Source organism: Coriobacteriia bacterium (assembly GCA_041658765.1).
Lineage (GTDB): Bacteria > Actinomycetota > Coriobacteriia > Anaerosomatales > JBAZZO01 > JBAZZO01.
This window is the reverse complement of sequence record JBAZZO010000004.1, coordinates 139,858-151,858: the sequence shown is the minus strand read 5'-3', so window position 1 is coordinate 151,858 and position 12,001 is coordinate 139,858. Positions and strand designations below refer to the sequence as shown.

Annotated in this window: 23 protein-coding genes; 19 read left to right on the top strand and 4 right to left on the bottom strand. The window is 64.1% G+C overall.

Going from position 1 to position 12,001, the window contains the following annotated elements; genetic code table 11:
- From WC971_04305 to WC971_04230, 16 genes are all read left to right on the top strand, one after another.
- Positions 1–733, top strand: a 733-nt coding sequence (locus tag WC971_04305) for a hypothetical protein (GenBank protein MFA5844036.1), incomplete at its 5' end; no start/stop codon positions are given.
- A 315-nt stretch (positions 734–1,048) separates the two neighbouring features.
- Complete coding sequence (locus WC971_04300) at positions 1,049–1,273, top strand: hypothetical protein (protein ID MFA5844035.1); 225 nt, start codon at positions 1,049–1,051, stop codon at positions 1,271–1,273.
- A gap of 290 nt (positions 1,274–1,563) precedes the next feature.
- The gene (locus tag WC971_04295) at positions 1,564–2,643 is read left to right on the top strand and encodes an IS110 family transposase (protein ID MFA5844034.1); all 1,080 of its coding nucleotides are present in this window, start codon (positions 1,564–1,566) and stop codon (positions 2,641–2,643) included.
- A gap of 179 nt (positions 2,644–2,822) precedes the next feature.
- Entirely contained in the window at positions 2,823–3,104 is a 282-nt protein-coding gene (locus tag WC971_04290) for a type II toxin-antitoxin system Phd/YefM family antitoxin (GenBank protein ID MFA5844033.1), read from the top strand.
- Positions 3,101–3,400 carry a type II toxin-antitoxin system RelE/ParE family toxin gene (locus WC971_04285; protein MFA5844032.1) on the top strand — a complete coding sequence of 100 codons (300 nt, stop codon included), beginning with the start codon at positions 3,101–3,103 and terminating at the stop codon, positions 3,398–3,400. The genes WC971_04290 and WC971_04285 overlap by 4 nt, the downstream gene beginning before the upstream one ends.
- A 165-nt stretch (positions 3,401–3,565) precedes the next feature.
- Entirely contained in the window at positions 3,566–3,790 is a 225-nt protein-coding gene (locus WC971_04280; protein MFA5844031.1) for an addiction module protein, read from the top strand.
- The gene (locus WC971_04275; protein MFA5844030.1) at positions 3,790–4,083 is read left to right on the top strand and encodes a type II toxin-antitoxin system RelE/ParE family toxin; all 294 of its coding nucleotides are present in this window, start codon (positions 3,790–3,792) and stop codon (positions 4,081–4,083) included. The genes WC971_04280 and WC971_04275 overlap by 1 nt, the downstream gene beginning before the upstream one ends.
- A 94-nt stretch (positions 4,084–4,177) precedes the next feature.
- On the top strand, positions 4,178–4,453 hold the full coding sequence (locus WC971_04270) for a type II toxin-antitoxin system Phd/YefM family antitoxin (GenBank protein ID MFA5844029.1): 276 nt from the start codon (positions 4,178–4,180) through the stop codon (positions 4,451–4,453).
- A gap of 5 nt (positions 4,454–4,458) precedes the next feature.
- Complete coding sequence (locus WC971_04265; protein MFA5844028.1) at positions 4,459–5,265, top strand: type II toxin-antitoxin system RelE/ParE family toxin; 807 nt, start codon at positions 4,459–4,461, stop codon at positions 5,263–5,265.
- Between the two features lie 181 nt (positions 5,266–5,446).
- A complete protein-coding gene (locus WC971_04260; GenBank protein MFA5844027.1) occupies positions 5,447–5,671 on the top strand; it encodes an addiction module protein in 225 nt (74 codons plus the stop codon).
- On the top strand, positions 5,668–5,964 hold the full coding sequence (locus WC971_04255; protein ID MFA5844026.1) for a type II toxin-antitoxin system RelE/ParE family toxin: 297 nt from the start codon (positions 5,668–5,670) through the stop codon (positions 5,962–5,964). Before WC971_04260 ends, WC971_04255 begins: the two co-directional genes overlap by 4 nt.
- 159 nt (positions 5,965–6,123) lie before the next feature.
- A complete protein-coding gene (locus WC971_04250; protein ID MFA5844025.1) occupies positions 6,124–6,624 on the top strand; it encodes a DUF4395 family protein in 501 nt (166 codons plus the stop codon).
- Positions 6,625–6,798: 174 nt separating this feature from the next.
- The gene (locus WC971_04245; GenBank protein MFA5844024.1) at positions 6,799–7,041 is read left to right on the top strand and encodes a type II toxin-antitoxin system Phd/YefM family antitoxin; all 243 of its coding nucleotides are present in this window, start codon (positions 6,799–6,801) and stop codon (positions 7,039–7,041) included.
- The gene (locus WC971_04240) at positions 7,038–7,301 is read left to right on the top strand and encodes a Txe/YoeB family addiction module toxin (protein ID MFA5844023.1); all 264 of its coding nucleotides are present in this window, start codon (positions 7,038–7,040) and stop codon (positions 7,299–7,301) included. The genes WC971_04245 and WC971_04240 overlap by 4 nt, the downstream gene beginning before the upstream one ends.
- 77 nt (positions 7,302–7,378) lie before the next feature.
- Positions 7,379–7,648 (top strand): type II toxin-antitoxin system Phd/YefM family antitoxin, encoded by a 270-nt coding sequence (locus WC971_04235; GenBank protein ID MFA5844022.1) that lies wholly within the window; start codon positions 7,379–7,381, stop codon positions 7,646–7,648.
- A complete protein-coding gene (locus tag WC971_04230; protein ID MFA5844021.1) occupies positions 7,648–7,971 on the top strand; it encodes a type II toxin-antitoxin system RelE/ParE family toxin in 324 nt (107 codons plus the stop codon). Before WC971_04235 ends, WC971_04230 begins: the two co-directional genes overlap by 1 nt.
- Positions 7,972–8,050: 79 nt before the next feature.
- Here the strand turns inward: WC971_04230 and WC971_04225 are convergent, their stop codons facing one another.
- The 4 genes from WC971_04225 to WC971_04210 are packed head-to-tail and all read right to left on the bottom strand — an operon-like array spanning position 8,051 to position 10,277.
- Positions 8,051–8,815 (bottom strand): ABC transporter permease, encoded by a 765-nt coding sequence (locus tag WC971_04225; protein ID MFA5844020.1) that lies wholly within the window; start codon positions 8,813–8,815, stop codon positions 8,051–8,053.
- Positions 8,816–8,824: 9 nt separating this feature from the next.
- Positions 8,825–9,583, bottom strand: coding sequence for an ATP-binding cassette domain-containing protein (locus WC971_04220; GenBank protein MFA5844019.1), 759 nt, complete (start codon positions 9,581–9,583; stop codon positions 8,825–8,827).
- A complete protein-coding gene (locus WC971_04215) occupies positions 9,580–9,945 on the bottom strand; it encodes a DUF1048 domain-containing protein (GenBank protein ID MFA5844018.1) in 366 nt (121 codons plus the stop codon). The genes WC971_04220 and WC971_04215 overlap by 4 nt, the downstream gene beginning before the upstream one ends.
- A gap of 2 nt (positions 9,946–9,947) precedes the next feature.
- Complete coding sequence (locus tag WC971_04210) at positions 9,948–10,277, bottom strand: PadR family transcriptional regulator (protein ID MFA5844017.1); 330 nt, start codon at positions 10,275–10,277, stop codon at positions 9,948–9,950.
- A gap of 261 nt (positions 10,278–10,538) precedes the next feature.
- Here WC971_04210 and WC971_04205 point away from each other — a divergent pair, with 261 nt between their 5' ends.
- The 3 genes from WC971_04205 to WC971_04195 all read left to right on the top strand — a co-directional run bounded on the left by WC971_04205 (position 10,539) and on the right by WC971_04195 (position 11,993).
- Positions 10,539–10,919 (top strand): type II toxin-antitoxin system RelE/ParE family toxin, encoded by a 381-nt coding sequence (locus WC971_04205; protein MFA5844016.1) that lies wholly within the window; start codon positions 10,539–10,541, stop codon positions 10,917–10,919.
- 1 nt (position 10,920) lies between these two features.
- Positions 10,921–11,292, top strand: a complete 372-nt coding sequence (locus WC971_04200) for a helix-turn-helix transcriptional regulator (protein MFA5844015.1) — start codon at positions 10,921–10,923, stop codon at positions 11,290–11,292.
- A 122-nt stretch (positions 11,293–11,414) separates the two neighbouring features.
- Positions 11,415–11,993: a hypothetical protein gene (locus WC971_04195; GenBank protein ID MFA5844014.1), complete on the top strand. Its 579-nt coding sequence runs from the start codon at positions 11,415–11,417 to the stop codon at positions 11,991–11,993.
- The last annotated feature ends 8 nt before the right edge of the window (positions 11,994–12,001 follow it).

Here is a 12,001-nt window from a genome sequence, read left to right as displayed (position 1 = left end):
TGTGCACGTCGAGCCCGATGTGGGTAAGCTGGTCCATGGCCGGTCCCTCCGTCTGTCGGCGCCGCGGGCCGAATTCCCGCGGACGATCCACGTATACACGGATCGGACCGGCCATCTCATAGTGACTCGACAGAGCGCCGCAATCGGAAGCTTGGGCATCATGCGGTCGACACCCACACCCATCCCGCGCTTGCAGGTCATGGCGGCGGCGATTCTCTTCGTGACGGCCGTGCTCTTGGCAGGCTGCAGTACTGAACAGAGTCGGACGCAGCCGGGCGTCCAGCCTGCAGACCGCTCGCTCGATACGACGATAGGTCCTCTGAGCCTGAACGAGACGGGCACGGTTGGTCCTTATGAGGTCAGCATGACCAAGGTGAGGTACGCAGGCGGTTTCTTGGCCATGCACGTCGCGGTGCGCAATCCGCGAGTAGGTAACTCGAAGGACGAGGCTCTTCCGCTGCCGGCTCCCAATGCATTCCACCTCGTCAACGAACTGGGCGAGGTGGAGGATCCGCGAAGCGTCACCTGGTCTCGCAGCGAGCCCATGCTGCGGAGTCCGGGCGCGACGCACCGCGGCGTCGGGGGGACACTCAGTACGGCGCTGCGTCCAGGCGAGACGCTCACGCTCGGCCCGAAGTTCGTCGTCGCGCTGCACAAGCCAACGCGCCTCACGCTCTACTTCACTCCGGACCCAAGTCGCCCGCGTCTGGTCGTTTCCTTCGCAGTCAAGTAGAGGCACCGTGTCGAACAAGCGCATCGACCGCGACAAACCTCGGCCCTGAGAGCTACGCTCTCACCGAGGCCGAGTACTGGCCTCGGTTTGCGGGTCATGCGCACACCGTTGGGCGGAATCTGGGCGTCGAAATGGTCACGTCACGAGTGGAAGAATCGACGCCTTGCCGGCGTCGTGAATGAACCGCGAAGCAGGTAGGTGTGCACTGACAGGGTCCGGGGTCCTGGCTGGGACGCGAGAGGGGTGGCCATCGTGGTGGAAACGGCAGGTCGGTCGCGAGCGAAGCAAGGGTTCTTCGCGTTACCACGTTCGTGGGTGGGCTGGGCAGCGGACGCCATCGTCATCCTCGCCATCGCGAGCTTCTTCGCCCGCCGGCTGGTCGGTGGCATCCGTGGCGCTATCGCCGTGCTGATCGTCGCGGGTGCGGTTGCTCTTGTCGCAGTCACCTGGAAGAAGGACCGGTCCGTCCTCGTGTGGATACCGCTCGTCATCGGCGGGTTCTGGGCGTTCTGGGCAGCTGCTTCCTTCCTCGTCCCGTAGAACCCCGGGAGTGCAGAGAAGGCGACAGCACATCCGCCTAACCAGCGCAACTTAGTGTCACTCTGCCCCCATGGGATGCCTGACGATTGTCAGGTAGCCTCGGATCCGACGGCGGAGTGACCCACACCGCTTCTGTCGCCTCACCGGGCTGACCGTCAGCTGTTATGTCCCCCGCCGCCGGGTACCGAGGGGTCGCCGTCGTGACCTGATAGGAGCCTGGCCAAGAGGCCCCAGCTAAGGCGTGTCCGCCGACGGCCCCCGCCATCGAACACCGACGGAGGGGGACGGACATGATCGTAATCGGGATAGACCCTCACATGAAGACCCACACGGCCGTAGCGATCGACGCCGTGACGGGGCGCAGCCTCGGGGAGAAGACGGTGACCTGCGACGACCGCGGGCACGACCAGCTCCTCGCGTGGGCACGCACCCTGCCCGGCGATCACTACTTCGCCATCGAGGACTGTCGGCACGTCTCGGGCAGACTCGAGCGGCACCTGCTCCCGCGCGGCGAGCGCGTCGTGCGCGTCCCGCCCAAGATGATGGCTGGAGCACGCCATTCCGCCCGGGCCTATGGCAAGTCCGATTCGATCGACGCGGCTTGCGTGGCGCGCGCCGCACTGCGCGAGCCGGACCTTCCCGAGGCGACGCTGACCGGCCCCGAGCACGACGTGCGCCTGCTCGTCGACCATCGCGACGACCTGGTCGACGAGCGCAGACGCATCCAGAAACGTCTGCGCTGGCACTGTCACGACCTCGAGATCGGACTCGATCTGCCACCGAGAGTGCTCGACCGCTACGTATGGCTGAGTCGGCTCGAGGCGGTCCTGGCAGCGATGCCGCAGAGCACTCGCCGGCGAATCGCGCTCGCCCAGCTCAAGCACTGCCGGGAGCTCACCGTCGAGATACGCGGACTCGAGCGCGAGATCCGTGGCCGTATGCGTGAGCTGGCACCCGACCTCCTCGCGATCCCAGGATGCTCGGCCGTGAACGCGGCGCACCTCGTCGGGCAGACGGCGGGCGCTTCTCGCTTCAGGCGCGAGGCGGCCTTCGCTATACACGTGGGGTGTGCGCCGCTGCCGGTGTCCTCCGGTCAGTCCATACGCCACCGGCTCAACCGCTGCGGCAACCGCAAGCTGAACTCCACCATCCACATGATCGCGATCACCCAAGCCCGGATGCACCCGCCGGCGATCGCCTACATGGAGCGCAAGCAAGCCGGGGGCATGAGCTACCGCGAGGCTCTGCGCTGCCTGAAACGGCATCTGGCGCGCGTGGTGTTCAAGACCATGCTCAGAGCCGAACGGGCGTGCGCAGGGGAGGTCTTGCGGCCCGACTTCGGCGCCGGTCTCGTCGCCGCCGCGGTGTAGGATTGACATAGGCGCAACAGCAGTCAACGCGCCTGGGTACGGTATGCTCGGGTGAGCAGCGTGCACGAGGCGCGTTGCAGCTGATGCCTCGCACGTTCGGTCAGACCCAGGGCTTGCAGAGGCCTCTCGCGACGCGTACGCTAGGTCGTACGATACCGTGTACGCAACCGGAGGTCGCCATGCAGCCGCTCAAGCTCGATGAGGATATCCGTCCGCTGTCGGAGTTCCGTTCGGGTGTGGCGTCGTTCATCAAGCACGTGAGCGACACGCGCCGACCGCTGGTTCTGACTCAGCACGGCCGCGGCGTCGCCGTGGTCGTGGACATCCGCGAGTTCGAGGACATGCGAGAGCGCCTCGCCATCCTGGAGGACATCGAGGTCGCCAGAGCCGAGATCGCGACAGGAGAGGGTCTTCCGCACGAACAGGCCAAAGCGGATGTTCTCGACAGGATCGGAGCGTGAAAGTCGTCTGGTCCAAGCGGGCCAGAATCCGGGCCGCAGAGATTGCGACCTACATCGCACAGGACAGTCCGCCGACCTCGGCGCGAGTCGTGGACGAGCTCTTCGCAGCCGTCGAGAGACTCGCCGTGTTCCCGGTCATGGGCAAGCCGGCACGCGGTGTGATGACGTCCGGCGTGCGTGAGTTGGTCGTGGGGCGCTTCAGGGTCTTCTACGAGGTCGGTGCGGACATCGACATCCTCACGGTCCGCCACGGGCGTGAGCTCGTCGATGAGAGGGAGTTCGAAGGTCGGGGCTGACCGAACCAGCGCGTGGACCTGACGCGTTCAGGGTTGGTCCATACTGGTAGCGAGGCGGCGCGCAGGTTACGCGCCCAGCGTTCGACACAACGGATCCCTCGCGCACGTGTCGGACCTCCGTCGTACAATGGGTGGGCAAGGTACCGGAGGAGCGTGAGGTCAACCATGACCATTGACGAACTGAAGTCGATAGTGCTTGAACTCCCCCTTGAGGAGCGAGCGGAACTCGCCTCCGACCTTCTCCTGAGCCTTGACGATCTCAGCGAGCGGGAGATTGAGCATCTGTGGCTTGAGGAGGCATCGCGCCGTGACGCGGAGATTGACGCCGGCACGGCGGAGCTGATTCCCGGCGATCAGGTGTTCGCGGAAGCGCGGGCCCGTCTGAAGTGATGGCGCCCTACTCCTTCCACGGGACTGCGCGCATCGAGTTCAACGAGGCGGCGGACTACTACGACGCTGAACATCGCGGGCTCGGACTGCTGTTCATCGACGCCGTGAATCGGGCGGTCACGCAGATCCGGGAGTTCCCGGAATCATGCAAGGTCTTGCGGGATCGCAATCGGACGAAGCTCGTGGACGGGTTTCCGTACTCGATCGTCTATTCGTTCGTTGACGGGCACGTGCGGGTACTGGCTGTTGCGCATCATCGTCGGCGACCGTTCTACTGGAACGGGCGGCGGTAGCGGGCGTGTGTCGAACAATGGCATCGTTACGCCGAACAACGTTGCCACAGCGTCCCGTATGGTATCATCAGTTGTACCGTAGGAGGTGCAACTGATGAGTACAGTACCCGTGATCGTTCCCATCTCGGATCTTCGGCAGGATGCTGCTGGTGTCGTCAAGCGTGTGGTCGCGTCGGACGAGCCGGTCTTCGTGACGCAGCGCGGCCGTGCTTCTGTGGTCATTCAGAGCACTTACGCCTACGAGCGCGTCCAGCACGAGAACGAGATCCTGAAGATGCTCGTGCAGGGCGATGTCGACATCGCAGCGGGCGTCGGGCGTGACGCAGGGGATGTCATGGCAGAAGCTCGTGCGTTGCTGGCGAGCGAGTAGGACTCATGCGAGTACGGTTCACGCCTCCGGCGGATCGCCAGTATCTCGGCGCTCTCCGGTATCTGCTAGAGCGGAGTCCCGCGGCAGCCGCCGGGTTGCAGCGACGCGCTGAAGCCGTCGTGGCGCAACTCAGCGAGTATCCGGAATCCGGTCACGTCATTCCGGAGTTCCCTGAGCTCCCGCATCGCGAACTGCCCGTCGAGCCGTATCGCTTCTTTCACCGCGTCGTCGGAGACACTGTGTGGATCGTCGCGGTTTGGCACTCCCGTCAACTTCCGGATGTGCCCGACGAACCCGCGCGTGCCAACAAGGGCAACAGCAGAACGCCAGAAGGTAGAATCGACCAGACAGCGCATGCGCGTCTGCTCATGCCACACATGTTGGACACAACACCGAAGCCGGAGGCGAGCAGCGTGACCGCCCGCGTGCTCTTCGTCTGCATCGAGAACTCCAACCGCAGCCAGATGGCGGAGGCCTTCGCGCGGATGCATGGCGGCGGCGTGATCGAGCCTGCGAGCGCAGGGTCGCGACCCTCCGGTGCCGTGAACCCGAGGGCCATCTCGGCAATGCAGGAATGCGGCTATGACCTCACGCGGCATTCGTCCAAGGGCCTCGACGATGTTGGGCCGGGCTCCTGGGACTGGATGATCACGATGGGCTGCGGAAACGACTGCCCACTCGTTCGCACCGCGCATCGCGAGGACTGGCAGCTGCCGGATCCGAAGCACCTACCTCCGGAGCGCTTCAACGAGGTGCGCGACGAAATCGAGCGGCGGGTCGAGGCGCTCATCGAGCGCATCCGGTCGTCGTAGCGCCGCGGTGTGTGTCGAACAAGGGCATCGTGCGGGCAGCGCAAGCGCTACGCTACGAGCGAGTCATCGGTCGGCGCTGAAGCGCAATCACGTTCGAACCAACATCCCGCAGCCGTGGTCAGTGTGTCAGCGCGGGGCGTATGATTGGGTCATCGGCGCTATTACGGTGAGGTGAGTTGGCATGACCATCGACGAGATCAAGCGCGAAGCGCTTCAGCTGGATCCCTCGACACGGGCCGGCCTCGCCCGCGACATTCTGCACAGCCTCGACGATCTCTCTGAGACCGAAGTTGAACGGCTGTGGCTGGAAGAGGCCGTCCGCCGCGACGAGGAGATGGCGTCGGGCAAAGTGCAGCCCATCCCGATGGATGAGGTCTTCGCGGAACTGCGGGCCTCTCGGAAGTGAGCTCACGAGTCGGCTTCCATCCGGATGCCAAGCGCGAGATGCGCGAGGCGGCGGATTTCTACGACCTGGAGCGCACCTGGCTCGGCACGGAGTTCTTGGACGCAGCCGAGGGGACGATGCAGCTGTTGGTCGAGCACCCGGAATCGTCGCCAGCCGTGCTGGGGCAAGTGCGCAGGTGCGCGGTTCCTCGATTCCCCTATTCAGTCGTGTACTCGGTACGCAGCGGTGGCATCTTCGTCTCGGCGATCGCGCACAGCAGCCGCCGGCCGTTCTACTGGCAAGATAGGCTCTAGGTTGCTGATGTGGTTCGAACAAGCAGTTCGAGCCGCCTCACTTCGTTCGCGGCTCAACTGCCAAGCGTTCGCCGTGATAGCGCGAGGGACGGTCGGCTGTGGGAGTCGGGGACTCCGCTCAACCTGGGTACATGGAACGGAGTTGGCTCAGATTGCGGCATGAAGCGGTGGATGCAGATGACAGGACTCCCTGATTCGACGAAGGTCAACCTGGACAATCAAGGATTCTGCGGCCTCGATGACGAGATGAAATCCCGCTATGCCTTGCCGCTGCGTTTCACTCCTGCAGTCGCCACCACCCTGGTCGTGGTCGGGCTGGTCCTGCAGTCGCCCATCTTGCTTGGGTCGATGGCACTCGTCACCCTCAGCGGAGTGCTGTTCCCGCGCGGCATGGTCCTCGACCTGGTGTACAACCTCGGGGTTCGCCACTTGTTCGGTGCGCCTGCCCTGCCTCCCACGCCGACACCGCGACGGTTCTCCTACGGCATCTCGACTATCTGGCTGGCAGGTTCAGCCGTTTCCTTCCACTACGGGCTGCCGGTGCTGGGGTTCATACTCGGGGCAACGGTTGCCATAGGCGGCACGATTCTCACGATCACGCTCTGGTGTCTTGGATCGTGGATCTACCGCCTGTTCTTCAGGAAAGCGACGAACAAGTAGCGGGTCGAGGGCTTCCTTGGTCGTCACTCGACTGAGACACGCCTGACCCGCGGATCAACCTGACTCGCTTCGCTCGCAGGTTATCCGCAAACACGTTCGCCCTAACTCGAGTGAGGTTGACGCGGCCGAAGCAGAAGCGTACGGTATGGCGTACGCTAGCAATGGAGGCTCCTTGTGACCACGATCACCGCTACCGAGGCGCGCAAGCTCCTCTATAAGCTGCTCGACGACGTCTCCGACTCGCACGAGCCGATCCAGATCACGGGCAAGCGCGGCAATGCCGTGCTCGTCTCTCAGGATGATTGGGACGCGGTGCAGGAGACGCTGTACTTGGTGTCCATCCCCGGCATGCGCGAGTCGATCCTCGAGGGCATGGCCACGCCGACCTCTGAGCTCGAGGACAAGCTCGACTGGTGAGCTGGCGACTCGTCTACACCAAGGCCGCGCAGAAGGACGCGCGCAGCCTTGCCGCGGCTGGCATGAAAGCGAGGGCGCAGTCGCTTCTCGATGTGCTCGCCGAGGATCCGTATCAGACTCCACCGTCGTACGAGAAGCTGGTGGGTGATCTCGCCGGCGCGTACTCGCGTCGCATCAACATCACGCATCGCCTCGTCTACCAGATCCTCGAGGACGAGCACGCCGTCAAGGTGCTCCGCATGTGGTCGCACTACGAGTAGGCGTGTTCCCACACACGTCATCCAAGGTGCTACAATGAGCACCAGTATTGTGGTCTAATTTGGAGGTCGCCGTGAGCATCGCCGTGAAGTTCTCGGAAGACGTCGTCTCTCTCGGCGACCTGAAGGTGAATCCCGGCAAGGTCGTTCGTCACGCTGACGAAGCCGGTCGCCCCATCCTTCTGACGAGCCACGGACGCGGAGTCGCCGTCGTCCAGAGCCTCTCGGAGTTCGAGTCCGCTCAGGAGGAGCGCGAGTTCATGCGTTCGGTCGTTGCGGGCCTCGCGGACCTTGACGCCGGGCGCGAGATCCCGCTCTCGGAAGTGAAGCACCGGTTCGGTCTCGGCTGATGGCGAAGCGATTCGAGGTCACGTTCGCCGAGTCGGCGTCGGACGACCTCCAGGAGATCCTCGACTGGTACGCTGCACAGCTCGTTCCGGAAGTCGGCGAGCGTCTCGTGGCCGGGGTGGTCTCACGCGCTGAGCAGCTCGAGGAGTTCCCTGACCGCGGCAAGGTCGTGCCAGAGTTCGATACGCCATGGCTTCGCGAACTCGAGTATCCGCCGTTCCGGATCGTCTATCGCCGCGATCACGACCACGTGCGCATCGTACGCGTTTGGCGCGGTGAGCGCCTGATGGATGAGCCCCTCGCAGAAACGCCCAAACAACGTTGAGTCCCGCGCTCCGTTGATTCCGCTACCCGCTTGATCGTCCTGCAGCGGCGGCGCACGCCCAGCGCCCTCGTTCGACGCTCTACTGGGAGATCCTGCGGCGGTAAGTGACCATGGCGAAGATGTACGCGACGATGAGGGTGCCGACACACCAGACAAGGGCGATCCAGATGTCGGTGCCGACCGGCTGCTGTGTGAACAGGTCGCGGATCGCGTTGACGATCGACGTCACCGGCTGGTTCTCGGCGAAGGCGCGCACCGGGCCGGGCATGGTGTCGGTGGGCACGAATGCCGAGCTGATGAACGGCAGGAGGATGAGCGGGTAGGCGAACGCGCCCGCGCCGTCCACCGACTTCGCCGAGAGACCGGCGATCACGGCGAGCCACGTCAACGCCAGCGTGAACAGGATCAGGATGCCGGCGACCGCGAGCCATGCCAGCACTCCCGCCCCCGAGCGGAAGCCCATGAGGAGGGCGACGAGCACGACGACCACGAGCGAGGCGAGATTGGCGACCAGCGAGGTCAGCACGTGCGCCCACAGCACGGACGACCGTGCGATCGGCATGGACTGGAATCGCTCGAAGATGCCGCTCTGCATGTCCATGAAGAGCCGGTATGCGGTGTAGGAGATGCCCGACGCGATCGTGATGAGCAGAATGCCGGGCAGCAGGTAGTTCACATATGAATCCGACCCTGAGTCGATCGCGCCGCCGAGCACGTAGACGAACAGCAGCATGAAGGCGATCGGCATGATCGCGGTGGTGATGATGGTGTCCAGGCTGCGCGTGATGTGCCGCAGGGATCGTCCCAGCAGTACGGCGGTGTCGCCGAAGAAATGGTTGGTCATCGTTGTTCCTTACTCGTCCGTGCCGACGATGGCGAGGAAGACGTCCTCGAGGGTCGGCTGTTTCTCGACGTATTCGACCTTGGCGGGCGGGAGCAGCTGCTTGAGCTCGGTGAGGGTGCCGTTCACGATGATCCGACCCTCGTGAAGGATCGCGATCCGGTCGGCGAGTTGTTCGGCCTCGTCCAGATACTGCGTCGTGAGCAGCACCGTCGTGCCGTGCTCGGCGAGTTCCTTGACGGCCTGCCACACCTCGATGCGCGCCTGGGGGTCGAGCCCAGCCGTCGGCTCGTCAAGGAAGATGACCGGCGGATTCCCGATGAGGCTCATCGCGATGTCGAGGCGACGGCGCATGCCACCCGAATACGTCGACACCTTGCGCGCGGCCGCGTCGGTCAGCGAGAAACGATCGAGCAGGTCATCCGCGACCGTGCCCGGGTCCTTGAGGTGCCGCAACCGGGCGATCAGCACGAGGTTCTCCCGCCCGCTGAGGATCTCGTCGACGGCCGCGAACTGTCCGGTGAGGCTGATGGACTCCCGCACGTCCGCGGCCTGCGCGGCGACATCGAAGCCGTTGACGCCGGCAGTCCCCGCGTCGGCCTTGAGCAGCGTGGACAGGATATTCACGACCGTGGTCTTGCCCGCCCCGTTCGAGCCGAGCAGGGCGAAGATGCTGCCCCGCGCCACGTCGAAGTCCACGCCGCGCAGCACCTCCAGCGTCTTGTACGACTTCTCCAGACCCTGCACGTGGATAGCTGGATCTGTGGTCATCGCTGCTCTCCTCGCTCCGCATCTTGAATCGACGTGATCAGGCGCGCACGTTCCTTGTCGATCCACCGCGTGCCGCTGTAGGCCTGAGCGAACGTCTCGGCGAACTCGACCGGATCCTCGCCGACGATATCGCGCACTGGCGTGCCGTCTGCGGCTGCGCGCTCCCAGAGTTCGACGAAGTCGCCCCACATCGTCGTGAGGGTGTCCCCATCCGTGATGCCACCGTAGTACATGAAGTACCGCTCCAGCGCCTTCGCGGCAGTGCGGTACGGCCCGGGAAGCGCCTCGATGCGTGCCCTGTACGCCTTCCACTGCTTCTTCTGCTCGAGCGACCCTGTGATGCTCTCGAACCAGTTGGCCATGGCTACTCCTCTCCTTCGCGGAGCTGCTCGAGCCGTCCTGTGAGGAAGCTCCAAGTCCCCCAGAACTCTTCGAGATACTCCTGTCCTTGAACGTTGAGCGAATACACTTTGCGCGGCGGCCCCTTCTCGGACGGGTGCTTCTCCACATCGACGAGGCCTCTCTGCTCGACCCTGACGAGCAGGGCGTAGACAGTGCCCTCGGCAATGTCGGAGAAACCCATCTCCCGCAACCGTGCCGTGATCTCGTAGCCGTACGCAGGCCGTCCGGACAGGATCGCGAGGACGATGCCCTCCAGCGTTCCCTTGAGCATCTCCGTCATCTGCTTGCCCACGGAACACCACCTCGATCTACTGAGCACTACTAGCTACTGGTACATAGTAACACAGAGTAGTTGCGGTGCAAGCTCCACCTGTGGCGGGAGTTCGCGGGTGACAGCGTCCGGGGACCTGGCAGACCAAGCTGACAAGCGCTTCGTTGACGACGCGAGCGCGTATGCTGTCGCCGGAAGCGATCAAGCGCGGCTCAAGCGCAACATGTTCGCCCTAACCGAATTCGCTTGCGCCGCGTATCCTAGATGTGGGATACTTGCGTTATGGGATCCGGCTCTCTCAAGAACGTCATCTGGGTCGCGTCGTCCCTCGACGATCTCCGAGGGTTCCCGGAACCGGTCAAGCAGTCGATTGGTTTCGCCATCTTCCAGGCCCAGTGCGGCGGCAAGCATCCGCAAACCAAGCCGCTCAAAGGCTTCAGGGGCGGCGGCGTGCTGGAAGCGGTCGAGGACTTCGACGGCGACACGTTCCGCACCGTGTACACAGTTCGCTTCGCGGACGCGCTCTACGTGCTGCACGCGTTTCAGAAGAAGTCGAAGAAGGGCGTCGCCACTCCGAAGCACGAGATCGACGTCGTCAAGTCCCGACTCAAGATGGCCGAACAGCTTCACGAATCCATGACCGGCAAGAAGGAAGGTAAGTAGGATGAGCGCCAACGCACCTGAGCACACCATGAGCAGCGGCAACGTGTTCGCCGACCTCGGTCTCCCTAAAGCAGACGAGCTTCAGGCCAAGGCGGCACTCGCGAGTCAGATCGCCAGCATCGTGAGCCACCGTCATCTGACCCAAGCGGAGGCGGCGCGGATCCTCGGTACCGGCCAGCCCAAGATCTCCGATCTGCTCGCCGGCAGACTCGACGGCTTCTCGATGGAGCGCCTCATCCGCTACCTGAACGCACTGGATCGCGACGTGCAGATCGTCGTAAGCCCCAAGCCGCGTGGCCGCGCCCACGCCAGCTTCAAAGTGACCGGCAAGTCACGGTCGGCCCACATCACTGACGTGGCGTGCACGGGGTAATACGGTAGGGCGAACAAGCAGTTCCCTGACAAACCTCGGCATGGAGAGCTACGCTCTCCCCGAGGCCGTCCGGCCTCGGTTTGCAGGTTATGCGCCAGCCGTTAAAGACATCAGGAGACAGCGTGGCACTCGTTGATCAGGCGCTCGCCGCCCCGGGTTGTGTCATCAGTGTCATGGGCGATCATGCGGGCGAAGGAGTCGACGCTATCTTCAAGCGGAAGATGGCTGACGTTGACGCCGTGGGGCGCACGTTCTGGGTCGCCAGGTCAGCGAAGGCGCGACCCGGCCAGGTCCAGCAGCTGTGTACAACCGAACGCGGGTACGTGATCTTCGTGGAACCTGCTACCGCAGGAGGCGCCCGGCCGACGACTGTGTCTGATTCGGCGTCGGAATACTCTGGCGATCGCGTGAAATGGCTGCCGTTGCCTCTGGGCTTGGGTCCCGTCACAGGCAAGATGGACGAATCGACGACGGCCTTCGTGTTCGACCAACTGACTACGGATACGAGCCGGGTGCTCGACCTGTGGCAGTACGCGGGTGGTTCAGACACGAGCAGCCCCGTGAGGTTCAAGCTCGGCTGCTCGACCGTGTGCGCCGTTCGGGGGGACATGAACGCGCATCCGCACCGGATGAAGTCGAGGTACCGTACCATCGTGGCCGTCGGACGGCTGCACGAACCGTACTCCGCATGGCTGCGATGAGTCCTTGT